The following is a 25,137-nucleotide window of genomic DNA, read 5'->3' as shown; positions in this document are numbered from 1 at the left end:
CGACCGCGCCACCGGCACCCCGCGAGCGGCCGTCCCCGGCCGGGGAGTGCCCTTCCCGGGGCCCGGAGCGCGGGCCACGGACCCGGTGCGCGCCGGGACGGCGGTCCCACGGGCAGATGCGCGGAGTGTGTCCCATCCCACGCGGGCACCGGCACGGGCCGGGAGGACCCCGCGGATCCGACTCCGGGGCGCGCCACATCCGCCGAGGTCACGCACGGTTCACCCGGCGGCCACCGGCACGTCCCGGTGGAGCCGCCCGGCCTCCCGCCGCCCGGGCCGGGGCGACACCCACCGGACCGAGTCCCATGTATTCAGCACTCATTTCATGCTGTTTAATTGCGACGCGTTCGCAATAACGGTTGATCTTCATGAGGGGTGTGGGTGCAGTGTCCGCTCGATCCGGCCGATCGGCCCGTCCGAGCCGTCGTATACGGGGGCTGGCCGCCGGCGCGCTGGCCGTCACGCTGACCGCGGGCGCCACGGCCTGCTCCAACCCGGGCAGCGGCACGGCCGGCGAGAACGGCGCCGGAGACTCGGCGGTCGTCGGAATCGCCACCGAGCCCGAGAGCCTGAGCCCGCTGCTCGGCTTCGGCAAGGACGGCAACTCGAAGATCTTCGACGGGCTCCTCGCCCTCGACACCGGGATGAAGCTCAAGCCCGCGCTCGCCGCCGCGCTCCCCGAGATCAGCGCCGACGGCCTGACCTACACGTACCGGCTCCGCGAGGGCGTCACCTTCAGCGACGGCAAGCCGTTCGGCGCCAAGGACGTCGTCTACACCTACCGGACCGTGCTGGACGCGAAGACCAACAACGCCTCCAAGTCCGAACTCGACGCGATCAAGGACGTGAAGGCGACCGGCGACGACACCGTCGTCTTCACCCTCAAGTACCCCTACGCGCCCTTCGCCCAGCGCACCGTGCACCCCATCGTCCCCGAGCACATCGCCTCGAAGCAGGACGTCAACACCGGATCCTTCACCACACGGCCCGTCGGCACCGGCCCCTACGTCCTCACGGGCTGGTCCAAGGGAGAGAAGCTCACCTTCAAGGCCAACCCCACGTACTGGGACGGCGAGCCCGAGGTGAAGAAGTTCACCATGGCCGTCATCAAGGACGACGACGTCCGCGCCACCCGGCTGCGCGCGGGGGACCTCGACGGGGCGATCCTGCCGCCCAACCTCGCCGAGGGCTTCAAGAGCGACGAGTCCAAGAAGACCCACGCGGCCACGACCTACGACTACCGGACCGTGACGCTGCCGACGAACAACAAGGTCACGGGCGACCTCGCGATCCGGCAGGCGCTCGACGTCGCCGTCGACCGCGAGGCCATGGTCGACAAGATCCTCGAAGGCGCCGGAAAGCCCGCCTACGGACCCGTGCCCACCGACAGCGAGTGGTTCGCCGAGGGCACCGAGCGCACCCACGACCTCGGCCGGGCCGAGGAGATCCTCGACGCGGCCGGCTGGAAGCCCGGCGGCGACGGGATCCGGGTGAAGAACGGCGTACGGGCCGAGTTCCCGCTCTGGTACCCCTCCGGCGACAAGCTCCGCCAGGACCACGCACTCGCCTACGCCTCCGACGCCAAGAAGGCCGGCATCTCCATCAAGACCCAGGCCGGCACCTGGGAGGTCATCGAACCCCGGATGAAGAGCGACGCCGTCCTCGCCGGCGGCGGCTCCCCCGGCGACCCCGACTTCGACCAGTACCTCCTGCTCACCTCCTCCGTCGCGGGCGACGGCTTCAACAACATGGCCTGGTACAGCAACCCGGCCGTCGACAAGGCCCTCGTCGAAGGCCGCCAGAGCGGTGACAAGGCCGAGCGCAAGGCCGCGTACGACACCGTCCAGCGCGAACTGGCCAAGAACCCCGGCTACACCTTCCTCACCCACATCGACCATCTGTACGTCGTCGACGACAGCTGGGACGGACTGTCCACCCAGGTCGAGCCGCACGAGCACGGACTCGCCTCCGGCCCCTGGTGGAACGTCGAGGACTGGTCCCCGAAGAAGTGACCACCGCCCCCACCGAGCAGCGGGCGGCACCCCCGCACCGGCGCCGCCCGCCCTGGGGCCCGATGGCCCGCATGGCGGGCCGCCGGGCCCTCTTCGCCGTCCCCGTCCTGCTGACCGTGACCTTCGGGGTCTTCGCCGCCGCCGCCGCCTCGCCCTTCGACCCGGTCAAGGCGTACACCGGCGCGGCCGGGATGACCGCCACCCAGGAGAACCTCGACCAGATCCGCGCCAACCTCGGTGTCGACCAGCCGCTCGTCACCCGCTGGTGGAACTGGCTGACCTCCGCGCTCCAGGGCGATCTCGGCGACTCCACCGTGCTGCGCCAGCCCGTCGCCGATGTCATCGGCGAACGCGTCGGCTGGTCCGTGCTCCTCGCCACCACCGCGTTCGCCGTCGCGATCCTGCTGGGCACCGCCCTCGGGGTGCTGGCCGCCCGCCGCCGGGGCGGCTGGCTCGACCGGGCGGTCAGCTCGGCCGCGTACACCCTCGAAGCCGCGCCCGCCTTCTGGCTCGGACTGCTCGCCATCTGGTTCTTCGCGCTCGAACTCGGCGTCCTGCCCGCCGGCGGGCTCACCGACACCGGCAGCGATACCGTCACCTTCGGCCAGGTGGCCTCCCATCTGGTGCTGCCCGCCGCCGTCCTCGGGACCACCCAGCTGCCCTGGTTCTTCCTCTACGTACGGCACGGCGTCGCCGACGCCCTCGACGAGGACCCCGTGCGCGGGGCACGCGCCAGGGGCATCGGTGAGCGTTCCGTACTGCTCGGCCACGCCCTGCGCTCCGGGATGCTGCCGATGCTCACCCTCATCGGCTCCCGTGTTCCCGAACTGATCACCGGCGCGCTGCTCGTGGAGACCGTCTTCAGCTGGCCCGGCATCGCCGCCGCCACCGTCGAGGCCGCCACCTCGGTCGACTTCTCCCTGCTGGCGGCGCTCACCGTCCTCGCGACCGCCGCCGTCCTCGCCGGCAATCTCCTGTCCGACCTGCTGTACGGACTCGCCGACCCGAGAGTGGGCTTCGATGGCTGACGTCGCCGACCGCGTCTGGCACTCGCGCGGGCGCACCCGCCGCTCCACCCGCACGGTACGGCTCGGCGTCTCCGCCGTGATCGTGGCCGCCGTCGTCCTCGCCGTCCTGGTCGTGCCACCGATCGTGCAGCTCGACGAGCAGGCCGTCGATCTCTCGCAGAAGCTCCAGCCGCCCTCCCTCGCCCACCCCTTCGGCACCGACGACGTCGGCCGGGACCTGCTGCTGCGCTGTGTGTACGGCCTGCGGATCTCCCTCCTCGTCGGACTGGTCGCCGCGCTCGTCGCGACCGTCGTCGGTACGCTCGTCGGCGCGGCCGCCGCCGCCTTCGGCGGCTGGACCGACCGGATCGTGATGCGGCTGGTCGACACCTTCTCGTCCGTGCCGCACCTGCTGCTCGGCATCTTCATCGTGGCGATGTTCCGCCCCGGGGTGTGGCCGGTGATCGCCTCCGTGGCGCTCACCCACTGGCTCTCCACCGCCAGGATCGTCCGCTCGGAAGTGCTCTCCCTGCGCTCACGTCCCTATGTCGACGCGGCCGTCTCCGGCGGCGCCTCCCGGCTGCGGGTCACCGCCCGCCACCTCCTGCCGGGCGTCCTTCCGCAGGCGGGCCTCGCGGCCGTGCTGATGGTGCCGCACGCCATGTGGCACGAGTCGGCGCTCTCCTTCCTCGGCCTCGGCCTGCCGACCCACCAGGCGAGCCTCGGCAACCTCGTCCAGTCCGCGCGCGGCTCCCTCCTCGCCGGGGACTGGTGGCCCACCCTCTTCCCCGGGCTGTTCCTGATCATCCCGACCCTCGCGATCGCGGGCCTCGCCGGAGTGTGGCGGGAACGGATCAATCCGCGCCGCCGATCGGAGCTGATGCTGTGAGCACCGTGCTGTCGGTACGGGACCTCTCCGTACGCTTCCGGATGCGCGGCGGACGCCATGTCGCCGCGGTCACCTCGGCGGACTTCGACCTCGCGGCGGGCCAGTGCCTCGCCCTCGTCGGCGAGAGCGGCTGCGGAAAGTCCGTCCTCGCCTCCGCGCTCCTCGGGCTGCTGCCCGGCAACGCCCAGACCTCGGGCACCGCCACCGTCGGCGGCACCGAACTCCTCGCCGCCGACGAACGCACCCTCGCCCGCACCGTGCGCGGCCGGCTCATCGGACTCGTACCGCAGAGCCCGGCGGCCCATCTGACACCCGTACGGACCGTGGGCGCCCAGATCGAGGAGACCCTGCGCACCCTCGCCGGCACCCCGCGCAAGGAGGCGCGCGAGGCCGCCGTCGCGGCGGCCGAGCGGGCCGCGTTCCCCGCCGACCACCTCGACCGCTACCCCCACGAACTGTCCGGCGGTCTCGCCCAGCGGGCCGCCACCGCGCTCGCCCTCATCGGCGGCGCGCCCCTCCTGCTCGCCGACGAGCCGACGACCGGGCTCGACCGCGACCTCGTCGACCGCACCGTCGACGAGCTGCGCCGGCACACCGATGACGGCCCGACCGGCCGCGCCCTGCTGATGATCACCCACGATCTGGCGGCGGCGGAACGCATCGCCGACCGGGTGGCCGTGATGTACGCGGGCCGCATCGTCGAACTCGCCGACGCCCGCGACTTCTTCGGCGAGCCCGGCCCCCGCCACCCGTACGCCCGCGGCCTCCTGAACGCCCTCCCGGAACGGGACTTCACCCCGATACCCGGGCTGCCGCCCGAACTGGGCGATCTGCCGGAGGGCTGCGCCTTCGCCGCGCGCTGCGACCGCGCGACCGGGCGCTGCGGCACGCTCCCCGCCTTCGACGCCGGCGTCGCCTGCCACCATCCGGTCGCCCTGCTGGAGAAGGAGGCCGGGCGTGCTTGAACTCCAGGCGATCACCGCCGGTTACGAACCGGGCCGTCCGGTCGTACGCGATGTCTCCCTCACCCTCGCACCCGGCGAGGCGGTCGGGCTGCTCGGCCCCAGCGGCTGCGGCAAGTCCACCCTCGCGCGCGTCGCCGCGCTGCTGCACCGCCCCTTCTCCGGCCGGGTCGTCATCGACGGTGAACCCGCCCGCGGCTGGCGGCACACCGCCCCCCGCGCACAGCGCACCGCCTTCGGTGTCGTCTTCCAGCAGCCCCGGCTCTCCGCGGACCCCCGGCTGTCGCTGCGCGATCTGATCGCCGAGCCCCTGCGGGCGACCGGACGGCGCGCGGAGGCCGGCGCCCGTACGGACGAGTTGGCCGACGCGGTGGGCCTCACCGGCGAACTCCTCGGCCGCCGCCCCCACGAGGTCAGCGACGGCCAGCTCCAACGCGCCTGTCTGGCCCGGGCCCTGGCGCTGCGCCCGCGCTGGCTCATCTGCGACGAGATGACCGCGATGCTCGACGCGTCGACCACGGCGGCGCTGGTGCAGGTCGTCGAGACCTACCGCCGTGACGAGGGCGCGGGCCTGCTGGCCGTCGGCCACGACAGGGTCCTCCTCGAACGCTGGTGCACCCGCACGATCCACTGGCCCCCGTAGGGCCCCTTGTTGGGATCTCGCCGGGCCCGCGTGCCCGTAGCCCTGTGGGCACGGGTGGTGCCCCCCTGCGTCGTCGTCGGTCGCGGACCCGTGGGCCCACCCGGCGGGAGCGGGGCTCCCTTCGCACCGGCGGGGCGTGCGGGCGAGGGGGAGCCGGGGCGGGCGAACGGCCTCAACGCCACCCGTACGGCGCACGCGCCGTGCGACCGCCCGGCCGCTCCGCTGCGCCAGACTGACCGCCGAATGCCGCATTTCCGGCGCGGCCGAGGAGGTTGGCGATGGCTGTCTCGATTTCGGTGCTGCTGCTTCTGGTGGTGCTCGCCGTGGTCTTTCTGCGCAGCGGCGGCCTGAAGTTCTCCCACGCCCTCGTCTGCCTGCTGCTCGGCTTCTTCCTCGCGGGCACCAGCATGGCGCCCACCATCTACGAGGGCGTGGCGGTCACCGCGGAGGTCGTGGGCCATCTCAAGCCCTGAATCACCCGCCGCGGCTCAGGGCGTTGCCCGTCCCGCGGGTGCGGCCGACCCCGCGGCGGACCGGTCACCGCGGGAGCGGAGCACCGCGGAGGTTGCAACGCCGTTGCGGCGTGCCCGTATCGCCACGCGCGGTGACCGGCCCCGGGGCGGGCGGGCTCCGCGCCCGCGCACCGGACGGGCGGCGGGGCGGGACCTCCGCGCGGCACCGATCACGTGCGAGACTCGGTCGCGGACCGACGCGACAGACTCCGGCGACGGAAGGGATGGCCATGCCACTTGAGGGCGAGTACGTACCGAGTCCGGCGACCTGGGTACGGAACCAGGTCGAGCTGTTCGAGAGCTCCGGCGGCACCAAGGGCACGACGATCATGGGGATGCCCGTGGTCATCCTGACCACCCGGGGCGCCAGGAGCGGCAGCGTCCGCAAGTCCCCGCTGATGAGGGTGGAGCACGAGGGCCGCTACGCGGTCGTCGCGTCCGCGGGCGGCTCGGACAGCCACCCCGTCTGGTACCACAACGTGGTCGCCGACCCCCGCGTGGAACTCCAGGACGGCCCGGTCCGCCGTGACATGAGGGCGCGTGAGGTGACCGGCGAGGAGAGGGCCGAGTGGTGGGCCCGCGCGGTCGAGGCGTTCCCGGACTACGCCGAGTACCAGAAGAAGACCGACCGCCGGATCCCCGTCTTCGTCGTGGAGCCGGTCGACGGCGAGCACTGAACGCCGGGCGGGAGACAGGGGGCTGCGGCGCCCCGTCCCTGAACGCGCCGGGGCCCCGGAGCGGCGCCGACTCCGCTCCGAGACCCTGGCCCGTTCGCTGGTGACCGCCCCGGAGGTTGTGGGCGCCCGCCAGCCTGCACCCTCCGCGGGGCTAACGCCCGCCCGGCGGAGGGCTGCCGGTGGGAAGAAGCGTGGCTTCTTCGGGGGATGGCTCGCCGGCGGGGGGCTCCGCCGACCGTCTGTACACGTGTCGCCCCTCGCCGATCAGCCCTTCTGTCTGCCGTTTCCCCGGCGGCGGCGAACCTCCCGGGAACGGATTCCGCCCGGGGGCAGCGCACCGCCGGTGTCGCGGTCCCTCAGTCAACACGCCGCTACGTTGCGAGTACGTTGCAGGCCACAGGACCGGCGGCGGGCGTCACGGCCCGAAGCGGGGGGCTCCCCGGGGACGATGGGCGTCCCTGCCTCAGATGTCCTGTGTCCAGCGGGCGTTGGCGAGGTCGTCACGGGCTTCCCGGGTCTCGGGGTGGCCCGGGCCCAGCAGCCGTACGGAGTCGGCGAGCGCGCGTTCGTACAGGGCGATCGCGCGGTTCGTGTCGCCCGACGCCTCGACGAAGGAGGCGAGGATCCTGCGCGCCATGAGCGTATCGGCGTGGTCCTCGCCGAGGGCCCGCGCGGTGGAGGTGAGCGTGTCCTCGAACAGGGTCACCGCCCGTTCCAGATCACCGGCCTCGGCAACGGCGGTGGCGAGGCTCATCCGGGCCGTGAGGGTATCGGTGTCGTCCTCGCCCAGCACGCGTACGCAGTCGGCGAGGACGCTCTCGAAGAGGGGGATCGCCCGCGCGGGATCGCCCGCCTCCAGACGGGCCTGGGCGAGACCGATCCGGACGGACAGGGTGTCGGGGGCGTCGTGGCCGAGGATCCGTACCGAGTCGGCGAGTGTGCTCTCGAACAGCGCGATCGCCCGGGCCGGATCGCCGGACTCCTTGCAGGCGTAGGCCAGGAGGCTCCGGATGGCGAGGGTGTCGGGGTGGTCGTCGCCGAAGGCGCTCCGGGACATCCGCAGGACACGCTCGTACCGGACGACCGCCCGGGCGGGGTCGTCGTCGTCCTCCAGCGCCGCGGCGAGTTCGTCGTCGATCGCGGCGGCTTCGGTCCGGTCCTCGCCCGGAGGGGCGTGACGGCGCCCGATGAGCCGTTCCATCAGAGGAAGGACCTCGGGACCGCCGAGAGGGCCCAAGGCGCCCGGGGTGAAGGGGACACCCGCGGGCTCGGATTCCGTACCGCTGCCGCTCCCGGCCGCCGAGGGGTCGCCCTCGCGGTGGACGGACGCGGCGGCGCGCCGCCACTGATTCATCACCCCATCATGGGGCCACCGGTGTGATCGGGTCCACCGCCCGGACGGGACGGACACGGTCGACCGCCCGGCCGGTGCTGCACGCGGAACGGCCCGTGTCCGGTCCGCCGCACCCTCCGGGCCGGGGCGCACGCCGCGGCACCGGCACCCGCCTGCCAGCGGGTGGGTACCGGGGAACGTATTCGGAGCCCGTCGAACCCCGGCGCCCGGCCGACGCGGGCTGGCCGGGCGGACCGGAATCCCGGGGCGCGGGACACCCGCCGCCCGGCGCGGCCTCAGACGCGGACGCCGAGCGCGGGAAGCACCGTCTCGGCGACCCGGTACGCCTCCTCCAGCAGCGGGTTGCCCGACAGGATGAAGGTGTCGATGCCCAGGGACTCGTACTCCCGGAGCCGGTCGGTCACCTGCGCCGTGGAGCCGACGACCGCCGTCCCCGGGCCGGGCCGGAACAGGCTCATGCCGGGCCAGAGGTTCGGGTGCTCCTCCAGTTCGCGGGCGCGGTCCGGGACCCGGCCGCCGTGCCCGCCGAACTGGCGCTGCCAGCCGACGCCGTCCTCCGCCGCCTTCGCACCCAGCTGACGGGCGTAGGTGGCCTCGCTGGTGACCCGCAGCAGACGGTCGGCCGCGGCCCAGGCCTCGTCCTCCGTGTCGCGCACGATCAGATGGACACGCAGGCCGAACCGGAGGCGGCGGCCGTGCGCCGCGGCCCGCTCGCGCACCCGGTCCAGCTTCTCCTTGAGCAGATGCGGCGGCTCGGCCCAGGTGAGATACACATCGACCTGCTCCGCCGCCATCTCGATGCCGGCGGGTGACGAGCCGCCGAACCACAGCGGGATGTAGGGCTCCTGAACGGGCGTGAGCTCGCGGAGGCTCGCGCCCGCGTTCTCCAGCCGGTAGAAGCGGCCGTGGTGGTCGAAGACCTCGCCCGCCGTGAGGCGCTTGACGATCGACCAGTACTCGGCGCTCAGCGCGTACCGCTCGTCGTGCTCCAGGTGCAGGCCGTACTCCTTGAGCGCCCGTGTGGAACCGTTGACGACGTTGAAGCGCAGCCGCCCGCCGAAGAGGGCGTCGAAGGTCAGAGCCGTCTTGGCCAGCAGAGTGGGGGAGATGAGCCCCGGGTGGACGGCCAGCAGCGGCTTGAAACGCGGGCTCGTGGAGGCGGCCAGCGCACTGCCCAGCGGCCAGACGTCGTACAGATCGGTGGCGAGGAGCGCGCCGCTGAACCCGAGCCGGTCGACGGCTCCCGCGAGCTGCCGGAGATAGCCGAGATCGACCGGGCGGCGGCCCTCCGGCTCCCAGGGGTAGGCGCCCTCGCGGGGGATGACGTACCAGAGGAATTCGGATGCCATGGCGCTCAGACCGCCTTGCGCGCGACGGCGTCGGCGGTGGTGACCGCGCGGGGGATGAAGCCGACCCCGTGCAGGATGTCGGCGGCCTCCTGCTGCTCGGCGAGGAAGGCGCCGGACACCGCCTCGACACGCCAGGGCAGGGCGCGCAGCGCGGTCTCCCAGTCCTCCACCGTGCCGCCGATGTCGCCGGCGGCGATCCGGGCCGCCTCGGCCGGGTGCGCGGCCGCCCAGTCGTCGGCCCGCTGAAGCGCGGTGACGAGCGCGGCGACCACCTCCGGGCGGCGCTCCGCGAAGTCGCGGCGCGCGAAGAAGACGGAGCGGTCCGTGATGACGTCCCCCGACTCCAGCAGGGTGCGCACGCCGCCGGTCCGGCGGGCGGCCGCCAGTTCCGCGCCCTGGGCGATCCAGGCGGTGATCGACCCGTCCCGGAGGAGCCGCGCGCTGTCGGGCCCGCCGGGCGCGGGCGTGATGTCGGCCGCGTAGGAGAGCCCGGCCCGGCGCAGTGCCTTGGCCAGCAGATGGGTCTGCCAGGAGCCGATGCCGAGGTGCACGGTGCCGCCCTTGAGATCGGCGACCTCGCGGACCGGTCCGTCCTCGGCGACCAGGAGCGCGCCGTGCCCGGGCCGGGGTGCCGAGACGGCCGTGTAGACGATGTCGTGGCCCTCGGACTGGGCGCTGACGGGCGGGGTGGACCCGGTGCCGCCGAAGTCGAACGCGCCCTCGCTCAGCAGCGCGCCGGTGCGCACGCCGTTCGTGTAGTGGTGCCAGACCACGTCCTCGCCGAGCGGGGCGAGGGCCTCCTGCGCGTAGTCGAGACGGGAGAGGTAGTACAGGGTCGGATTGTTGGCGTGGACGCCGATGGTGACGGTCATGGACGCTTCGCTCCGGGGTGGTCGGGGTCGGTCGTGTGGACGCCGAGGTCGGCGAGGAGGCGGCGGCGCAGCGCCGCGAAGGCGGGGTCGGCGGGATCGCGGGGGCGGCCGACGGCGACGCGTTCGTCGGTGACGAGGCGTCCGCCGCGCAGGACGGTGACCCGGTCGGCGAGTCGGACGGCCTCGTCCACGTCATGGGTGACGAGCAGGACGGCCGGGCGGTGGCGCCGGCACAGTTCCCCGACGAGGTCCTGCATCCGCAGCCGGGTGAGCGCGTCGAGTGCGGCGAACGGCTCGTCCAGCAGCAGGAGTTCGGGTTCCCGTACCAGGGCCCGGGCGAGCGCCACCCGCTGGGCCTCGCCCCCGGACAGGGTGCCGGGCCAGGACCCGGCACGCCTGTCGAGTCCGACCTCGCGCAGCGCGCGCAGCCCCGTCTCGCGGGTCGCGGGGCCCCGTGGCATCGCGACGGTGACATTGGCCAGGACCCTCTTGGAGGGCACCAGCCTCGGTTCCTGGAAGACGATCGTACGGACGGGCGGAACGAGGACTTCGCAGCCCTCGCCGCCGTCGGAGCGGTCCAGCGCACCGAGGATCCGCAGCAGCGTGGTCTTGCCGCTGCCGCTCGCGCCCAGCAGGGCGACGAACTCCCCCCGGCCGATGGTGAGATCGAGGCCGTCCAGGACCGCCCGGTCGCCGAAGACCCGGCGCAGACCCCTGACGTGCACGGCGGTGTCGCTCATCGGACCGACCCCCGGGCGCGCCAGGGCATGAGGACCCGCTCCAGCAGCCGGACGACGCCGTCGGCGGTGAGCCCGAGCAGGGCGTAGACGAGGATGCAGACGGCCAGGACGTCGGTCCGGGCGTACGCCTGCGCCTGGGCCATCAGATAGCCGATGCCCGCCGTGGCGTTGATCTCCTCGGCGGCGACCAGCGCGACCACACTCAGGGTCATCGACAGCCGCAGCCCGGACAGCAGTGACGGCAGCGCGCTCGGGAGGACGACCTCACGGACGAGGGCGAGCCGGCCCATGCCGAAGGAGCGGAGCGCCTCCAGAAGTTTGCGGTCGGTGTTGCGGACCCCGCCCGTGGTGCTGACGTACATGGGGAAGGTGGTGGCGAACGCGATCAGCAGGATCTTCGCCGCCTCGGTGATCCCGAACCAGACCATGAACAGCGGCACGAGCGCGAGGAAGGGCACGGTCCGCATCGCCTGGAGCGAGGAGTCGAAGAGTTCGTCGCCCAGCCGGCTGAAACCGGTGGCCACGCCCAGGACGATGCCCGCGGTCACGCCCAGCAGCAGCCCGGTCCCGGACCGCGCCAGGGAGGTGGCCAGCGCGTCGGGCAGCTCGCCGCTGCCCCACAGCTCCCCGATCGCGGCGGCGACGTCCGGCGGCCCGGCCAGCACATCGGGGGTGAGCAGCCCGGTCGCGGAGGCGGTCCACCACACGCCGATCAGCAGCAGCGGGCCGAGGGTGCGTACCGTGAGGGAGACGGACCGGGCCCGCTCGCGGGGCAGGTCGGGCCGTGGCGTGACCAGGCCGTCCGGAGGGCCGGCGGCCCCGGGGAGCCGCGAACGTCGTGTGGTGTCACTCGTCGTGGTGTCACTCGTCGCCGTGCTCATCCGAGAGCCTCGATGTCGAGTATGTGCGGCGTGATGTCGACCGGCCGGGCGAGGACCTTCCGCTCCAGATAGAACCGGGCGACGGACTCGAATCGCCTGATGTCCTCGGCACCGATCGGGTCGACCGTGCCTGAGCCGCGCAGGATGCCCGCCTGGATCTCCTTGGCCTCACCGGTGACGGCGGTCGGCCCCCGGTCCGTGAAGACGTTGATGTACTTCTCGGGGGCGGCCCGCTGGTCCGTGCTCTTGGTGTGCAGATACGTGGAGAGCGCCTTGAGTACCTTCGGGTGCTTCTCGGCGAATCCGGTACGGGCCGCGTAGAAGCTGTAGTTGTCCGAACCGAGGTCGCCTCCGGTGGCCACGAACCGCGAGGCTCCGCTGCCGAGTTCGGCGACCGAGTACGCCGCCCAGGAGGCCCAGGCGTCCACCTGGCCGGTCTTGTAGACGGAGGCGGTCTGGTCGGGGCGCAGATACACCCGTTTCACGTCGTCGGCCGCGAGCCCGTTCTCCGCGAGCGCCTTGAGCAGCAGATACTCACCGGTGCCGCCCTTGTTCACGGCGACCTTGCGGCCCTTGAGATCCTTGACGGTCGTGATGCCCGAGTCCTTCTTGACGAGGATGCCCTCGCCCGTCCGGTCGGGGTCGGTGGCGGTGAAGAGTTTGAATCCGGGTTTCTGGGTGAGGGCGGTGACCCCCGAGGTGATCGAGCCGGTCGCGATGTCCAGCTGACCGGCGTTGAGCGCCTGCGCGGCCGGGGCGAACGGGCCGGTGGTGCCCGTCCACCGGACCTTCGCGCCGACCGCCGCGAGGGCCTTGTCCAGGCTGCCGTCCTTCTTGCCGCGGGCGAGGATGCCGGAGTTCCGGGGGTCGGGGATGCGGACGAGGACCGTTCCCCCCGATTCCTCGGCGGCCTCGGACTCCGTCGAGGCGCAGGCGGTGAGCGAGAAGAGCCCCGCGGCGGCCGCGGCGACGGCGGTACGGGCGGCCCGGTTGGTGAGGAGATTCACGGTGGCGTCCTTCAGGGGGTGAGAGGGCGGATGGCGTACCCGGCCGCCCGGCGGAGGGGTTCGGGATCGGCCCAGGCCCGTACGTCGACGGGTGCGGCCAGGAACCCGAGGCCGCGCAGGGCGTGTTCCTGCCGGGCGAGCAGGCCGAGGCGCTCGTCGGACAGATCGATGCGGAGGTCGCGACGGGTACGCGCCCGGTAGGCGCCCGCGACTGCCGCGGGGCCCGCGCCCGTCTCCGCGCTGAGGATCCGGGCGAGGTCGCCGGGCCGGTCGGCGGCCCAGGCGGCCGCTCTGAGCAGCACGGAGAGGAACCGGGCGACCAGGTCGGGGTGTTCCGCGAGCAGGCTCTCGCGGACGGTGATCGGGCGGGGCGTCCCGTTGTTGACGCGGGTCCCGGGGTCGCCGTGGGCGTCGAGTTCCACGGCGACGCGGGCGCGGTGCCGGACGGCTGCCTCGACGGCCGGGGCGCCCTTGGCGTACACGGCGTCGACCCTGCCCGCGTCCAGAGCGGCGAGTTCCGCGGCCCACTGCCCCTCGTGCCCGTCGGCGGGCACGTCCACGAGCTCGGCGTCGGCCAGGGTGAGGCCCGCCGTGGCGAGCGCGCCCTCGAATCCGCGCAGCGCCATGGCCCGCCAGAAGTCGATGGCCAGGGGGTGCCGGGGAACGGCGAGCCGCCGCCCGCGCAACTGCCGCGCCTCGTGGATGCCGGAGTCCGCCGGTACGAGGACGACCTGGCGCTCCTCGATCCAGGTCAGGCCCACGAGCCGGGTCGGCTCGCCCCGGGACCGGGCCCACAGGGCCGGCACATTGCCGCCCTCACGGAAGAGACCCTCCAGCGCGTGGGTGTAGTGATGGTCGCGGGCCGACTCGGCGGGAGCGTCCTGGAGCGACCGTACGGTGATCTCGTCACGGGCGAACTCGTGCTCCAGCCAGCCCAGATCGGAGGCGATCCCGGTCGCGGTGGGGACGGGACACCGGGTGAACCAGATGGTTTCGGGCAGGGCGGAGTGCGTGAGGGCAGGGGAGCGCGTCATGGGCTCATCTCTGACAGGCGGAGGAGAACGGGAACGTGCCGGCGGGCGGGACACGGAAGAGTCCGTCAACGGTGACGGCGGGCTCGGTGGACCGAGCGGGAGAAGGGCGAAGTCAGCGGCGGAGCACCGCGGTTCGGCGTCAGCGACAGCAGGCGCCGGCGACACGCACCAGATCGATGTGACGGCGGCTGCTCAGGGCAGGCGTCACGGAGGGCACCAGGGGGGCGAAGGTCCGGCGGACAGCCACGGCGGTGCTCCTCTCGGCGATCGGTGGGGCCAGTGCGCCGCACTCTGTCACGGCCCTTGCCCGACGGACAAGTTCCTTCCCACATCGTGGGATACCTCAACGCCCCGGCGTTCAGCGGCCCGGAGCCGCGGCGGAAGGCCCAACCACCGTATGTATCAAGTGAATTGAAAGGCGGGGCGGTAGGTGAGGGGGAGGAGGCCGGGCAGGTGAGCTACAAGGAACGAGGGTTGTCCGAACGGCCGCGGCAGGGAAAGATCTCACATCATGGGAAGCCCATCAGACAGCCCACAGTGCACCCCGGCGGCGCCCGCGGCCGCGTCCCCCGCGCCGGCCGGATCGCAGGCGGTGACCCGGGCCCTCGGCATCCTGCACTGCTTCCGCGACAACGGGCGGGGCCTGAGCGCCTCGGACATCGCCCGGCGTACGGCTCTGTCGGTCTCCACCGCCCATCGGCTCGCCCGCACCCTGGTCTCGGCCGGTTTTCTGGAGCAGGACCCGCGCACCTCCCGCTACAGCCTCGGACCGGCCGTCACCGAACTCGGCCAGCTCTCCTACCACCAGCGCGGACTGCATCTGACGGCACCGGAGCTGGCCGATCTCGCGGAGCGGACCGGGGCGACGGCGGACCTCGCGCTCAGGGACGGCATCCACGCGCTGATCCTCGTCGGCGGCTCCGTACGCCATGACACGGGCCTCGGCCTGCGCCGCCCCCTGCACTCCACCGCGCTCGGGAAGATCCTCCTCGCCTGGCCCCGGGACGGTGAGGACGCCGTCGGCGCGCTGCCCGGACTCGTCGCCTTCACGGATCGGACCATCGTGGAACCGGAGGAACTGCGGGCCGAGTTGGTACGTGTCCGTGAGCAGGGGTACGCGGTCAACGACGGGGAATCCGCCCTCGGGGTCCGTACCGTGGCCGTCCCGGTCTTCGACCGGTCCGGGCAGGCCCGCTTCTCCCTGGCCCTGCGCGCCGATCCCGCCGTGATCACCGACGGCCGGCTCTCCTGGTACGTCGATCAGGCGCGGGCCTGCGCCGCCGCCCTGGAGGTGCTGCTGCTGTCCCCGGCGGAGCGCCGTGACACCTCCCGGCACCCTGTGTGAACAGGTGCTCGGGGGCGGGAGCCCGAGGGAGCCGGCCGGCGGTCCGGTGGTGTCGGCTTCCGCCCCGGGGCGAACGGGACCTCGCCGCCATCCGTCAACTCGTCGCGGACGCCTTCTCCGTCAAGTTCAGCCTGTCGGTGTAGGGGACGGCGCCAAGCCTGCAGAAGGTGAGACTGCCGCGCTGACATCCTCCACTACTCGGTGATACCGTATAGTGGTACTCAGCGCTACGCAGTACCGCTGGGGCCGAGGAGGACTCGCTATGGACGACCTGACGGAGATGCTGAAGGGCACGCTCGAAGGTTGCGTGCTCGAAATCATCGGCAGCGAGGAAACCTACGGGTACGCCATCACCCGTCAGCTGAACGAGCTCGGCTTCGCCGACGTCGTCGAGGGGACGGTGTACACCATCTTGCTGCGACTGGAGAGGAACAAGCTCGTCCAGGTGACGAAACGGCCATCCGGGGTCGGTCCGCCGCGCAAGTTCTACGCGCTCAACGACGCCGGACGCGAGGAACTCGCGAAGTTCTGGGCGAAATGGCAGTACGTCTCATCACGCATCGACAGGCTCAAGGAGGGCGGGAGATGAACTTCTGGGAGACCATCACAGGCAGCGATCTCACCAGGGAATGGAAGGCGTTCGAAGTCCGGGCCGCGGCCCTGCCGGACGACTACCGGGCGGCGTGGGAGCAGATCAAGGGCCACCTCTTTCCCTATGGGGACTTCACCGGCCGCAACCTGATGCCGATCCTCGACGCAGCCCTGGGGCTGCTCGAAGACACGGCGGCGGACGGGCAGAGCGTCCACGAGGTGCTCGGCGACGACATCCGAGGCTTCTGCGCGGCGCTGGCCGGTGGAGAAGGGGCTCGAACCTATCGCGACCGGTGGCGCGAGCAGTTGAACAGGAACGTCGCAAGGAAACTGAGCCGGCTGGGAGGCTGACGTGGGCATCCAGGACATCATCGAGGGCAAGAAGCAGTGGCGGGCGCACATGGCTCGGGTCAAGGCGCTCCCGCCGGACTACCGGATCGTCTACAAGGAGATGCAGAGGTACCTGTTCAAGGTCGGACCGATCGACCTGCCCGACGGGCCCCTGCTCCCCGGGATCGTCGACTTCTTCGAGGAGGGCGTCGCCGCGGGCAAGGGGGTCTTGGAACTCATCGGCCAGGACGTCGCCGCGTTCTGCGACGACCTGGTCAAGGACTCACGCACCTATGCGGACGTCTATCAGGAGTCCATCAGCGGGGAACCCGGCACGGCCGAGAGGTAACACCCGTCGTCTCATGCCAGTGGGCGTAGCCCGCACGCGCGGTTCGTTCGCCTCGGCGCAGCGAACAGGCGCGGATCGACCGGCCACCAGAAGCCGCCGCCGTTCCTGTCCACCGAGGTGGTCGAGCAGGCCGACGAGACCTGGCTCGGCCCTGCTGGTGCGGTGACCGGAAGGGTTTGCCGGTGAGTCTGCGGTGTCCGGTGCGGTGCGGCGCGAGGCGGAGGTCCGCAGCCCGTATTCGCCGTACTCGCGCGGTCCGACAACGCAGGGGGCACCCCCTCGTGCCCGCAGGGCTACGGGGGAGAAGTGCCGTGCCGGGCGTCGCAGGCCGGTGAACGTTCCCGGTCACCGCACCAGCGCCGGCAGCGCCCCCTCGGCGGGCGGGTCTCCGGCGGCGGGCCGCTCGACACCGTTCCCCAGGGCGACGCGACTGACGCGTAGTCACGGACAGTCACTCCATCCGCATTCCGAAACAGCTTCCCCTCCCCCTGTGTCTTCAGCCTCCGGAAGGAAGTCGCCATGCCGTCATCTGTCATGCCCACATCCAATCAGGGTGTCGATCACCCGTCGCCGACCGCCGTCTCCGCCGTCGGGCTACGCAAGTCATACGGAGACAAGACCGTCCTCGACGGCATCGATCTGCACATCCCGGCCGGGTCCGTGTTCGCGCTGCTCGGCCCGAACGGCGCCGGCAAGACCACCGCCGTGAAGATCCTGTCCACTCTCGTCACCGCCGACGCCGGTGACCTGCGCGTCGGCGGCCACGACCTGGCGGCCGACCCGCAGGCCGTGCGGGCCGCGATCGGCGTCACCGGGCAGTTCTCCGCCGTCGACGGTCTGATCACCGGTGAGGAGAACATGCTCCTGATGGCCGACCTGCACCACCTGCCCCGCGCCGAGGGGCGGCGCACCGCCGCCGAACTCCTCGAACGCTTCGACCTCACCGAGGCGGCAAAGAAGCCCGCCTCCACCTACTCCGGCGGCATGAAGCGCCGCCTCGACCTCGCCATGACCCTCGTCGGCTCCCCGCGGATCATCTTCCTCGACGAGCCCACCACCGGACTCGACCCCCGCTCCCGCCACAACATGTGGGGCATCATCCGCGAACTCGTCTCCGACGGCGTGACCGTCCTCCTCACCACCCAGTACCTCGAAGAGGCCGATCAGCTCGCCGACCGCATCGCCGTGTTGAACGACGGCAAGATCGCCGCCGAGGGCACCGCCGAGGAGCTCAAGCGGCTCATCCCGGGCGGGCACGTCCGGCTCCGCTTCACCGACCCGGTCGCGTACCAGTCCGCCGCTGACGCCCTGCGCGAGGTCACCCGGGACGACGAGGCACTGTCGCTGTCCATCCCCAGCGACGGCAGCCAGCGCGAACTGCGCTCCCTCCTCGACTGGCTCGACTCCGCCGGCGTCGAAGCCGACGAACTCACCGTCCACACCCCCGACCTCGACGACGTCTTCTTCGCCCTGACCGGCCCGGCCAACGTCCCCGACCAGCCCAAGGAGTCCCTCCGATGAGCTCCCTCTCTCTCGCTGTACGCGACTCGAACACGATGCTGCGCCGCAATCTGCTGCACGCATGGCGCTACCCGTCCGGGACCCTGAACCTGCTGCTCACGCCGATCATGATGCTGCTGCTCTTCGTCTACATCTTCGGCGACGTGATGAGCGCGGGCATCGGTGGCGGTGGCGCGGACCGCTCCGACTACATCGCCTACATCGTCCCCGGCCTGCTGCTGATGACCGTCGGCAGCACCGTGATCGGGGCCGCGGTGTCCGTCTGCGTGGACATGACCCAGGGCCTCACCGCCCGCTTCCGCACGATGGCGATCTACCGGGGCTCCCTGCTCGTCGGACATGTCGTCGGCGGCGTGCTGCAGTGCGTGATGAGCGTGGTCCTCGTCGGCGCCGTCGGGGTGGCGATGGGCTTCCGCTCCACGGACGCCACCGCCCTGGAGTGGATCGCGGCGTTCGGGCTGATCACGCTGTTCGCCCTGGCACTCACCTGGATCGCGGTCGGCATGGGCGCGGCCAGTCCGAACCCCGAGGCGGCCGGCAACATGGCCATGCCGCTGATCCTCCTGCCACTCATCTCCAGCGCCTTCATCCCGGCCGGTACGATGCCGGGCTGGTTCCGGCCGATCGCCGAGTACCAGCCCTTCACCCCCGCCATCGAAACCCTCCGCGGCCTCCTTCTCGGCACCGAGATCGGCAACAACGGCTGGATCGCGATCGCCTGGTGCGTCGGCCTGATCGTGCTCGGCCACCGCTGGTCGACGGCGCAGTTCAACCGCGACCCGAAGTAACCGGGACGACCGCGCGGGCCGCCTCCCGCGACTCGTCCCGCCCTGTCCGCGTGCAGGTCTGCACCCGTATGCCCGGCCGGTGGCGGGGCTGATCGCCACAGAGGGATGTCGCGGGCCTGCCGCGGTGTGCGGAGGGAGCCGGCGAAGGCCGGTGCCCGGGCTGCGGCCCGGATGGCCCGGCGCGCGGCCTGCGTGCCGACCGTTGCATCGGCGTGGTCGGTCAGGCGCCGGCTCTCCGCCCACGCGGCGAGGATGTCGTGGGCGAAGCCGTCGACCGTCCGCAGTGCCCAGATGAGCAGCGGTCCCATGATGGCCGGGGGCATCGGCTCCGTCACGTACTCTCCCCGGGGCGTCTGGGCGGGCAGGCAGTCGTCCACGCCCTCCCTGGGCCAGGGAGGGCGTGGCGACGCCCAGCGCGGTGGGGCTGACCGCCGGGTGCCCTCCTCGCCGCGCGCGGGTCCGGGCCACGGGCTCCGGCGCCGCCCGGGTCGTGCCGCGGCGGGGGAGTCCGCGCCCGCCGGCTGCGAGCCCCTGTCGTCGCCGGCCCGGCGTGCGGCGGATGTGCTGCCGGTCGCACAGGTCACACACGGTCAGACAGCCACCCGGGGCCTGCCGGTGGCCGACAGGAGTTCCTGCCGGTACGCGGCGAGGCGGCCCGTACGGCCGGCGGTGAGGGCTCCGATCAGGCGGCCGTCGCGGTGGTAGACGACCTCCAGGCGCCGTGCGGCGACGTCCTGTTCGACGACGCGGGCCGTGTCCGCCAGCGAGGGCAGTCCGACGGACCGGATCCGGGCGCCGTGCAGGTCCGACCAGAAGGAGGGTACGCCGCCGAACGGCGTCGGCTCCTCGGGCCGCAGCAGGGTCCGGGCGGCCGCCTCGCCCTGCTCGACCGCGTTGCTCCAGTGCCCGAGCAGCACAGGGGTGTCCTCCGCGAGAGGGTGCGGAGCCCGGACGACGTCTCCCGCCGCGACGACGTCGGGGACGACCGTCCCGTCGGGCCGCAGGGCGCGCAGATACGTGTCGCAGCGCAGCCCTTCCCCGATGTCGAGCCCCGACGCGGCGAGCCAGTCGGTGGCCGGCCGCGCCCCGAGCGCCGCCACCACGGTGTCGGCCCGGAGGCGGGATCCGTCGGACAGCCGGACCCCGGTGATCCGGCCGTCCCGTGAGTCGAGCGCGGTGACCGTGCGGCCGGTGCGCAGATCGATGCCCGCCGCACGGTGCAGCGCGGCGACGAAGGCCCCCGCCTCCATGCCGATCGCTCCGGCCAGTGGCTGGGCGGCGGCCTCCACCAGGGTGACGACCGCGCCCCGGGCGCGGGCCGCCGCCGCGATCTCACCGCCGAGGAATCCGGCTCCGACGACCACCACCCGGTGTCCGGGGCGGAGCCGGGCCCGCAGTCTCACGGCGTCGTCCCGGCCCCTCAGGGTGAGGACCCCGGCCGGGGGCGGTGACGGCGGGCCGGGCCAGGCGCGGGCGATCGCGCCGGTGGCGACGACCAGCCCGTCGTACGGGAGCCGGGTGCCGTCGGCGAGGGTGACGAGGTGCTCGTCCGGGCTGAGCCCGGTCGCGGGACGGCCGAGGAGCCAGCGCGCGCCGAGAGTGTCCGGCACCGGCAGTTCGGTGCCGGGGGACAGTTGTTCCCCCGAGGTGAGGACCGCCTTCGACAGGGGCGGCCGGTCGTACGGGAGATACGGTTCGCCGCCGATGAGCGTCAGGGCGCCCGTGAAGCCCCCGGCGCGCAGCGCCTGTGCCGCACGCAGCCCGGCGAGCGACGCGCCGACGATCACCACCCGTTCGCGGACCGCTCTCACCGGACGGCCGGGGCGGCGGCGACGGTGATGGCGCGCACGGGGCAGGACGCCGCGGCCTGTTCGGCCTGGTCGCGCTGGGAGTCGGAGGGTTCGGCGTCGTACAGGAGGTAGTCCTCGTCGTCGAACGAGAACACCTCGGGGGCCGCGAAGACGCACTGCCCGTGGCTCTCGCAGAGGTTCATGTCCACGGTGATCTGCATGGGTGCTCCGTAGGGAGGGGTCGGACGGGACCGGCCCGGCGGCGGGGTTCAGCGCACCGGGGGGTTGAAGCGGGAGTAGGCGGGGGCGCTCCAGCGCAGCGGAGAGGCGGCCGTGACCTCCCGTACGGCTTCGACGGAGAACTCGACCAGACGCTGTGCGCCGGGGACGCGGGCGGTCTCCTCGGGGTCCCACAGGGTGCGGGCCGTGCCCGACAGATGCAGGGAGGAACCCGACCGCCACAGCGGCAGCACGATTCCGGCCGCGGGGTTGAGCGCCAGATTGCCGAGGGTGAGGAACATGGCGTTGCCCGTGTAGTCGGGCCAGCGCAGCAGGGTCGGGGAGAGCACCTCGACGAAGCCGGGGTTGCCCCCTCGATGCGAGGCGTCCGTGTCCCCGCGGTCCGACGCGGTGGCGATGAAGAAGGTGTCGGCCGCGCGGACGGCACGCTGCTGGGCCTCGTCGAGGGCGGTGCCGTCGGTGACGGCGGGGCCGCCGGGACCGTCGTCCCCGTCGGTGCCGTCGTCCGCGTCGGCGAAGCGGTGGTCCCGTTTCTGGATGTACTTGGGGCAGTTGGCGATGACCTGGTCGAGTTCGACGCGCAGTCCGTCGCCGTCCCGGACCGCCCTGCCGTTGAGCCGCATTCTGCGCCGGGTCGCGGGTTCCATGGCGATCATGCCGAGCGGGAAGGGCGCACCGGCCGTCGCCGCTCCGGACAGCAGGTCCGCCAGCGGGTCATGGGGCGCGGGCAGCGTCGCGATGGTCAGGACCCGGGGGGTGTCGGCCCGCAGAAAGCCGGGCCGCCCCGTCAGCTGTGTCGCCCAGATACGGCCGGCGGAGTCGGCGCCCCCGAGCACGATCATCGGCTGTTCGGCGAGGAACGCCGCGGCGATGCCGGGAATCGTGTCACCGATGCCGCCGAGTGAGAACTCCGCCTGGTCGGCGAGCCCGGCACGCCGCTGCACCGCTGTTTCGCCCTGGTGGTAGGCGGCCACGGCATTCCTCCTCCGATGTGTGTGGTCCGATGCGGCCCAGCGGCCCCGGGGGCGCCGGGAGGCGACGCGGAACGCCCTAGAAGAAGCCGCAGGTGGGGGCGCCCGGGGTGGGGGCCGCGGCAGGGTCGGCCCCGGTAGGCGCGTAGATCTCCAGCCGGATTCCGTCGGGGTCGGTGAAGAAGATGCCGCCGGAGGTACCGGCCTCGCCGTGCGGGACCACTCCGTCGTAGGTGAACTCGGCTCCGAGACCGCGCAGGACCTCGGCGGTGGCCTCGACCGCCTCGATGCTCTCGACCTGGAAGGAGAGATGGTGCAGTCCGGGGGAGCCGGTACGGAAGCTGCCCTCGCTCTGCTGCCAGAGGGTGACGAGCAACCGGTTGTCGCGGCCGAGGAAGGCCCAGCGCCTGCCGTCCTCCTTGCCCTCGGCCATCACCGTGAATCCGAAGACCTCGCGGTAGAAGGCGAGTGAGCGGTCCAGTTCGGTGACGTTCAGCCCGATGTGACCGGTCTCCAGCGTCTGCGCCCTGCTCATGTTCATCCCGTGCCTCGGTAGGGGTCACGGGACATCCCCGTAACCGATGAAAATGACTTTAGGGGTTAGAGCATCGGAGTGCAACCGGTCATCTTCGCGTAAGCGGTTAGAATGGAGGAGGGAGCGCGAAAGCCGCGGCCTCCCGCCCAGGAAGGACGGCTCCCGTGTCGCGACCCCTTGAGGCGGACCCCCGTCCGCTGACCGGTGAGCCGCTCGCGATCGATCTGCTCAACACCCGCTGGATCGACGCCGCGGGGCCCCACGACCTGCTGGATTCCGTCGAGGGCCTCGCGATCTGGCTCGACGGAGCGCCCGTGCGTGAGGCGCTGAGCGACCACACCGTCACGGCCGACGCCGCGACCCTCGGGCATCTGCTGCGGACCCGGGCCGCCCTCGACGCCTTGGTGGCCGCGCCCGCCCCGTACGAACCCGAGGTGCGCGGCGCGCTCAACGCCGTCCTCGCGCACGGGCGCGTCCGGCGCGCGCTCGGCCCCGACACACCCGTCACCACGGTCGAGTGGGACGAGCCGTCCTGGGCCCCGGCCTGGGCGGCCGCCGACAACTGGCTGCGCCTGCTCGCCGACCGCCCCGACCGCATCCGTCCCTGCGCGAACCCCCGGTGCATCCTGCACTTCTACGACGTGTCCAAGAACGGCACCCGGCGCTGGTGCTCCATGTCGGGCTGCGGCAACCGCGCCAAGGCGCTCCGGCACTACGCGCGCCACAGCCAGGACTGAGAGCCGCCGTCGCGGCGTCCGCCGGAGTGGGGCAGGAGCCGACGCCGCCGGAGGGCGAAGAGCGCAGCCCCGAAGCGGTCGGGGCGATGACGACACGGTTCACCGCCACTGCCACCGTCGCCGCCGTCCGAACCGTACGGCACCGCCACAGGTCCGATGCCGCGCTCGGCGTGGCCCTGGGCCGGTCCTGGAGCTCCCGGTGTGTTCATGACCGCGCGACCCGGGATTCATGTCAATCTCGGGCGAATGGTTGTTTGTCGGTCAATGCCTGACATGGATACGGATGATCCGGGTGAAGAGGTTTCATGGTTGACGCTGTGTACTTCGGCGGGGACATCGTCACCGTCGACGACGGCCGCCCCACCGCGGAAGCCGTCGCGGTCCAGGACGGACGGATCGCCGCCGTCGGCCCACTGGCAGAGGTGCGCGGGCTGGCGGTCGCCGGTACGCGGATGGTGGATCTGGAGGGGCGGGCCCTGCTGCCCGGGTTCGTCGACGCGCACAGCCATCTCGGTCTGGTGGGATTCCAGGCGGGCGCCGCGAATCTGCTGCCCGCGCCCGACGGCACGGTCGGCGGTCTCGCGGAGATGACCGTACGGCTGACCGAGTGGGCCGACAGTGAGGCGGGGCGCCGCTGGGAGTGGATCGTCGGGTTCGGCTACGACGACGCGCAGTTGCGGGAGCGGGAGCACCCCACGCGCGACGACCTCGACAAGGTCTCACACGACCGGCCGGTGCTGGTCATCCACCAGTCGAGCCACCTGGGGGCGGTCAACAGCAAGGGACTCGAACTGCTCGGCTACGGCGCCGGTACGGCCGATCCGCCCGGTGGGGTGATCCGCCGGCGGCCCGGAACGGCCGAGCCCGACGGGGTGCTGGAAGAGGCCGCCTTCTTCCCGGTCTGGGGCGCGGTCACGGCCGGCTTCGACACGGCCGAGCGGCTTCGGCTGGTCTCCCTCGGCCAGCAAGCGATGGCGTCCTTCGGGTACACCACCGCGCAGGACGGACGGGTCATGGCGCTGCCCGACCTGGAGATCCTGGAGGAGGCGGCGCGCCTCGGGCGGCTGGATCTGGACGTCGTCGCCTATGTGGACTCCTCCCTGGTCCCCCTGCTCGGCGAGCGCTCGGACCGGGTCTCCCGGTCCGGATACCGCGACCGCCTGCGCATCGGTGGTGTGAAGCTGGGCCTCGACGGCTCGCCCCAGGGCCGTACGGCCTGGCTCACCGAGCCCTATCTGACGCCTCCGCAGGGCCGCCCGGACGGGTACCGGGGATACCGGGCGCTCCCCGACGAGGTGGTGAACGCCACGGTCCGGCAGGCGTACGGGCAGGGGTGGCAGGTCCTCGCGCACACGAACGGCGACGCGGCCCTCGACCAGTTCCTCACCGCGGTCCGGCAGGCGACCCGCGCCCATGGGCCGGGCGACCGGCGTCCCGTCGCGATCCACGCCCAGACCGCCCGGGAGGATCAGCTCGACACGATGCGGGAGCTGGGGGTGATCCCCTCCTTCTTCTCGATGCACACCTACTACTGGGGCGACTGGTACGTGGACACCGTGCTCGGTCCGGAGCGCGCGCTGAGGATCTCGCCCGCCGGGTCCGCACTGGCCCGGGGCATGGTCTACACGTCCCACCACGACGCGCCGGTGGTCCTGCCCAACTCGATGGCGGTCCTGGCGAGCCAGGTGACACGGGTGACCCGTAGCGGCCGTGTCCTCGGGGAGGACCAGCGCGTCTCGCGGCTCGACGCGGTCAGGGCCACCACCGCACACGCCGCCCACCAGTACTTCGAGGAGTCCGCCAAGGGGTCCATCGAGGCCGGGAAGCTCGCCGACTTCGTGATTCTCAGCGACAACCCGGTGACGGCCGAGCCCGGGGCGATCAACGGGATCACGGTCACCGAGACGGTCAAGGAGGGGCGCACCGTCTTCCCCGGGCCGTCCTGACGGCGTTCCCGGCGTCCTGCTCCGAAGTGCGGGTCCGACACGCCGCCTTGGGGCT

27 protein-coding genes are annotated in these 25,137 nt (G+C 72.5%); 15 read left to right on the top strand and 12 right to left on the bottom strand.

Annotated elements, in window-relative coordinates:
- The first annotated feature begins 368 nt into the window (after window positions 1-368).
- From ACFYT4_RS02745 to ACFYT4_RS02715, 7 genes are all read left to right on the top strand, one after another.
- Window positions 369-2,012, top strand: coding sequence for an ABC transporter substrate-binding protein (locus tag ACFYT4_RS02745; RefSeq protein WP_389264556.1), 1,644 nt, complete (start codon window positions 369-371; stop codon window positions 2,010-2,012).
- Between the two features lie 62 nt (window positions 2,013-2,074).
- The gene (locus ACFYT4_RS02740) at window positions 2,075-3,040 is read left to right on the top strand and encodes an ABC transporter permease (RefSeq protein WP_389264779.1); all 966 of its coding nucleotides are present in this window, start codon (window positions 2,075-2,077) and stop codon (window positions 3,038-3,040) included.
- Complete coding sequence (locus tag ACFYT4_RS02735) at window positions 3,033-3,908, top strand: ABC transporter permease (RefSeq protein WP_389264554.1); 876 nt, start codon at window positions 3,033-3,035, stop codon at window positions 3,906-3,908. Before ACFYT4_RS02740 ends, ACFYT4_RS02735 begins: the two co-directional genes overlap by 8 nt.
- Window positions 3,909-3,949: 41 nt before the next feature.
- Window positions 3,950-4,873 (top strand): ABC transporter ATP-binding protein, encoded by a 924-nt coding sequence (locus tag ACFYT4_RS02730; protein ID WP_389264777.1) that lies wholly within the window; start codon window positions 3,950-3,952, stop codon window positions 4,871-4,873.
- Window positions 4,866-5,513 (top strand): ABC transporter ATP-binding protein, encoded by a 648-nt coding sequence (locus tag ACFYT4_RS02725; RefSeq protein WP_389264552.1) that lies wholly within the window; start codon window positions 4,866-4,868, stop codon window positions 5,511-5,513. Before ACFYT4_RS02730 ends, ACFYT4_RS02725 begins: the two co-directional genes overlap by 8 nt.
- Before the next feature lie 278 nt (window positions 5,514-5,791).
- Window positions 5,792-5,986 (top strand): hypothetical protein, encoded by a 195-nt coding sequence (locus ACFYT4_RS02720; RefSeq protein ID WP_389264550.1) that lies wholly within the window; start codon window positions 5,792-5,794, stop codon window positions 5,984-5,986.
- A gap of 269 nt (window positions 5,987-6,255) precedes the next feature.
- Window positions 6,256-6,702 (top strand): nitroreductase family deazaflavin-dependent oxidoreductase, encoded by a 447-nt coding sequence (locus ACFYT4_RS02715; RefSeq protein WP_389264775.1) that lies wholly within the window; start codon window positions 6,256-6,258, stop codon window positions 6,700-6,702.
- 463 nt (window positions 6,703-7,165) lie between these two features.
- Here ACFYT4_RS02715 and ACFYT4_RS02710 read toward each other — a convergent pair whose 3' ends face one another.
- The 8 genes from ACFYT4_RS02710 to ACFYT4_RS02675 form a co-directional block, all read right to left on the bottom strand.
- Window positions 7,166-8,056: a tetratricopeptide repeat protein gene (locus tag ACFYT4_RS02710; RefSeq protein ID WP_389264549.1), complete on the bottom strand. Its 891-nt coding sequence runs from the start codon at window positions 8,054-8,056 to the stop codon at window positions 7,166-7,168.
- Window positions 8,057-8,331: 275 nt separating this feature from the next.
- Window positions 8,332-9,405, bottom strand: a complete 1,074-nt coding sequence (locus tag ACFYT4_RS02705) for an LLM class flavin-dependent oxidoreductase (RefSeq protein WP_389264547.1) — start codon at window positions 9,403-9,405, stop codon at window positions 8,332-8,334.
- Between the two features lie 5 nt (window positions 9,406-9,410).
- A complete protein-coding gene (locus tag ACFYT4_RS02700) occupies window positions 9,411-10,277 on the bottom strand; it encodes an ABC transporter substrate-binding protein (RefSeq protein WP_389264545.1) in 867 nt (288 codons plus the stop codon).
- Window positions 10,274-11,017, bottom strand: coding sequence for an ABC transporter ATP-binding protein (locus ACFYT4_RS02695; protein ID WP_389264544.1), 744 nt, complete (start codon window positions 11,015-11,017; stop codon window positions 10,274-10,276). The genes ACFYT4_RS02700 and ACFYT4_RS02695 overlap by 4 nt, the downstream gene beginning before the upstream one ends.
- A complete protein-coding gene (locus ACFYT4_RS02690) occupies window positions 11,014-11,898 on the bottom strand; it encodes an ABC transporter permease (RefSeq protein WP_389264542.1) in 885 nt (294 codons plus the stop codon). The genes ACFYT4_RS02695 and ACFYT4_RS02690 overlap by 4 nt, the downstream gene beginning before the upstream one ends.
- Window positions 11,895-12,905, bottom strand: a complete 1,011-nt coding sequence (locus tag ACFYT4_RS02685) for an NrtA/SsuA/CpmA family ABC transporter substrate-binding protein (RefSeq protein ID WP_389264540.1) — start codon at window positions 12,903-12,905, stop codon at window positions 11,895-11,897. Before ACFYT4_RS02685 ends, ACFYT4_RS02690 begins: the two co-directional genes overlap by 4 nt.
- Before the next feature lie 11 nt (window positions 12,906-12,916).
- Window positions 12,917-13,939: an ABC transporter substrate-binding protein gene (locus tag ACFYT4_RS02680; protein WP_389264539.1), complete on the bottom strand. Its 1,023-nt coding sequence runs from the start codon at window positions 13,937-13,939 to the stop codon at window positions 12,917-12,919.
- A 139-nt stretch (window positions 13,940-14,078) separates the two neighbouring features.
- Entirely contained in the window at window positions 14,079-14,147 is a 69-nt protein-coding gene (locus ACFYT4_RS02675; RefSeq protein WP_389264774.1) for a putative leader peptide, read from the bottom strand.
- Between the two features lie 303 nt (window positions 14,148-14,450).
- Between ACFYT4_RS02675 and ACFYT4_RS02670 the strand changes: the two genes are divergently transcribed.
- From ACFYT4_RS02670 to ACFYT4_RS02645, 6 genes are all read left to right on the top strand, one after another.
- Window positions 14,451-15,284, top strand: coding sequence for an IclR family transcriptional regulator (locus tag ACFYT4_RS02670; RefSeq protein ID WP_389264537.1), 834 nt, complete (start codon window positions 14,451-14,453; stop codon window positions 15,282-15,284).
- A gap of 262 nt (window positions 15,285-15,546) precedes the next feature.
- A complete protein-coding gene (locus ACFYT4_RS02665; protein ID WP_248511387.1) occupies window positions 15,547-15,873 on the top strand; it encodes a PadR family transcriptional regulator in 327 nt (108 codons plus the stop codon).
- Window positions 15,870-16,226, top strand: coding sequence for a DUF1048 domain-containing protein (locus tag ACFYT4_RS02660; RefSeq protein ID WP_389264536.1), 357 nt, complete (start codon window positions 15,870-15,872; stop codon window positions 16,224-16,226). The genes ACFYT4_RS02665 and ACFYT4_RS02660 overlap by 4 nt, the downstream gene beginning before the upstream one ends.
- A 1-nt stretch (window position 16,227) precedes the next feature.
- Window positions 16,228-16,554, top strand: a complete 327-nt coding sequence (locus ACFYT4_RS02655) for a DUF1048 domain-containing protein (RefSeq protein WP_389264535.1) — start codon at window positions 16,228-16,230, stop codon at window positions 16,552-16,554.
- A 519-nt stretch (window positions 16,555-17,073) separates the two neighbouring features.
- Window positions 17,074-18,075, top strand: coding sequence for an ATP-binding cassette domain-containing protein (locus ACFYT4_RS02650; protein WP_389264533.1), 1,002 nt, complete (start codon window positions 17,074-17,076; stop codon window positions 18,073-18,075).
- A complete protein-coding gene (locus ACFYT4_RS02645; RefSeq protein WP_389264531.1) occupies window positions 18,072-18,863 on the top strand; it encodes an ABC transporter permease in 792 nt (263 codons plus the stop codon). Before ACFYT4_RS02650 ends, ACFYT4_RS02645 begins: the two co-directional genes overlap by 4 nt.
- 590 nt (window positions 18,864-19,453) lie before the next feature.
- Here ACFYT4_RS02645 and ACFYT4_RS02640 read toward each other — a convergent pair.
- The 4 genes from ACFYT4_RS02640 to ACFYT4_RS02625 all read right to left on the bottom strand — a co-directional run bounded on the left by ACFYT4_RS02640 (window position 19,454) and on the right by ACFYT4_RS02625 (window position 22,399).
- Window positions 19,454-20,674, bottom strand: coding sequence for an NAD(P)/FAD-dependent oxidoreductase (locus tag ACFYT4_RS02640; RefSeq protein ID WP_389264530.1), 1,221 nt, complete (start codon window positions 20,672-20,674; stop codon window positions 19,454-19,456).
- Window positions 20,671-20,874: a ferredoxin gene (locus ACFYT4_RS02635; protein WP_389264528.1), complete on the bottom strand. Its 204-nt coding sequence runs from the start codon at window positions 20,872-20,874 to the stop codon at window positions 20,671-20,673. Before ACFYT4_RS02635 ends, ACFYT4_RS02640 begins: the two co-directional genes overlap by 4 nt.
- Before the next feature lie 48 nt (window positions 20,875-20,922).
- The gene (locus ACFYT4_RS02630) at window positions 20,923-21,867 is read right to left on the bottom strand and encodes a pyridoxamine 5'-phosphate oxidase family protein (RefSeq protein WP_389264526.1); all 945 of its coding nucleotides are present in this window, start codon (window positions 21,865-21,867) and stop codon (window positions 20,923-20,925) included.
- A 76-nt stretch (window positions 21,868-21,943) separates the two neighbouring features.
- The gene (locus tag ACFYT4_RS02625; RefSeq protein ID WP_389264773.1) at window positions 21,944-22,399 is read right to left on the bottom strand and encodes a VOC family protein; all 456 of its coding nucleotides are present in this window, start codon (window positions 22,397-22,399) and stop codon (window positions 21,944-21,946) included.
- Between the two features lie 164 nt (window positions 22,400-22,563).
- On the opposite strand from ACFYT4_RS02625, the gene ACFYT4_RS02620 reads away from it, so the two are divergent.
- Together ACFYT4_RS02620 and ACFYT4_RS02615 are read left to right on the top strand one after the other, a co-directional pair.
- Window positions 22,564-23,136, top strand: coding sequence for a CGNR zinc finger domain-containing protein (locus ACFYT4_RS02620; RefSeq protein WP_389264524.1), 573 nt, complete (start codon window positions 22,564-22,566; stop codon window positions 23,134-23,136).
- 305 nt (window positions 23,137-23,441) lie between these two features.
- Window positions 23,442-25,082 carry an amidohydrolase gene (locus tag ACFYT4_RS02615; protein WP_389264522.1) on the top strand — a complete coding sequence of 547 codons (1,641 nt, stop codon included), beginning with the start codon at window positions 23,442-23,444 and terminating at the stop codon, window positions 25,080-25,082.
- Window positions 25,083-25,137: the final 55 nt, after the last annotated feature.

This window comes from Streptomyces sp. NPDC004609, from assembly GCF_042873655.1.
GTDB lineage: Bacteria > Actinomycetota > Actinomycetes > Streptomycetales > Streptomycetaceae > Streptomyces.
Note: the sequence above shows the minus strand (reverse complement) of the source record. Positions and strands in the feature narration are given on the sequence as shown.

Excerpts from the sequence above, each read along its gene's own strand:
- ACFYT4_RS02745 (WP_389264556.1), top strand. The coding sequence starts at position 369 with ATGAGGGGTGTGGGTGCAGTGTCCGCTCGATCCGGCCGATCGGCCCGT.
- ACFYT4_RS02740 (WP_389264779.1), top strand. The coding sequence starts at position 2,075 with ATGGCCCGCATGGCGGGCCGCCGGGCCCTCTTCGCCGTCCCCGTCCTG.
- ACFYT4_RS02735 (WP_389264554.1), top strand. The coding sequence starts at position 3,033 with ATGGCTGACGTCGCCGACCGCGTCTGGCACTCGCGCGGGCGCACCCGC.
- ACFYT4_RS02730 (WP_389264777.1), top strand. The coding sequence starts at position 3,950 with ATGCGCGGCGGACGCCATGTCGCCGCGGTCACCTCGGCGGACTTCGAC.
- ACFYT4_RS02720 (WP_389264550.1), top strand. The coding sequence starts at position 5,792 with ATGGCTGTCTCGATTTCGGTGCTGCTGCTTCTGGTGGTGCTCGCCGTG.
- ACFYT4_RS02715 (WP_389264775.1), top strand. The coding sequence starts at position 6,256 with ATGCCACTTGAGGGCGAGTACGTACCGAGTCCGGCGACCTGGGTACGG.
- ACFYT4_RS02710 (WP_389264549.1), bottom strand. The coding sequence starts at position 8,056 with ATGAATCAGTGGCGGCGCGCCGCCGCGTCCGTCCACCGCGAGGGCGAC.
- ACFYT4_RS02705 (WP_389264547.1), bottom strand. The coding sequence starts at position 9,405 with ATGGCATCCGAATTCCTCTGGTACGTCATCCCCCGCGAGGGCGCCTAC.
- ACFYT4_RS02700 (WP_389264545.1), bottom strand. The coding sequence starts at position 10,277 with ATGACCGTCACCATCGGCGTCCACGCCAACAATCCGACCCTGTACTAC.
- ACFYT4_RS02695 (WP_389264544.1), bottom strand. The coding sequence starts at position 11,017 with ATGAGCGACACCGCCGTGCACGTCAGGGGTCTGCGCCGGGTCTTCGGC.
- ACFYT4_RS02690 (WP_389264542.1), bottom strand. The coding sequence starts at position 11,898 with ATGAGCACGGCGACGAGTGACACCACGACGAGTGACACCACACGACGT.
- ACFYT4_RS02680 (WP_389264539.1), bottom strand. The coding sequence starts at position 13,939 with ATGACGCGCTCCCCTGCCCTCACGCACTCCGCCCTGCCCGAAACCATC.
- ACFYT4_RS02670 (WP_389264537.1), top strand. The coding sequence starts at position 14,451 with ATGGGAAGCCCATCAGACAGCCCACAGTGCACCCCGGCGGCGCCCGCG.
- ACFYT4_RS02665 (WP_248511387.1), top strand. The coding sequence starts at position 15,547 with ATGGACGACCTGACGGAGATGCTGAAGGGCACGCTCGAAGGTTGCGTG.
- ACFYT4_RS02660 (WP_389264536.1), top strand. The coding sequence starts at position 15,870 with ATGAACTTCTGGGAGACCATCACAGGCAGCGATCTCACCAGGGAATGG.
- ACFYT4_RS02650 (WP_389264533.1), top strand. The coding sequence starts at position 17,074 with ATGCCGTCATCTGTCATGCCCACATCCAATCAGGGTGTCGATCACCCG.
- ACFYT4_RS02645 (WP_389264531.1), top strand. The coding sequence starts at position 18,072 with ATGAGCTCCCTCTCTCTCGCTGTACGCGACTCGAACACGATGCTGCGC.
- ACFYT4_RS02635 (WP_389264528.1), bottom strand. The coding sequence starts at position 20,874 with ATGCAGATCACCGTGGACATGAACCTCTGCGAGAGCCACGGGCAGTGC.
- ACFYT4_RS02625 (WP_389264773.1), bottom strand. The coding sequence starts at position 22,399 with ATGAGCAGGGCGCAGACGCTGGAGACCGGTCACATCGGGCTGAACGTC.
- ACFYT4_RS02615 (WP_389264522.1), top strand. The coding sequence starts at position 23,442 with ATGGTTGACGCTGTGTACTTCGGCGGGGACATCGTCACCGTCGACGAC.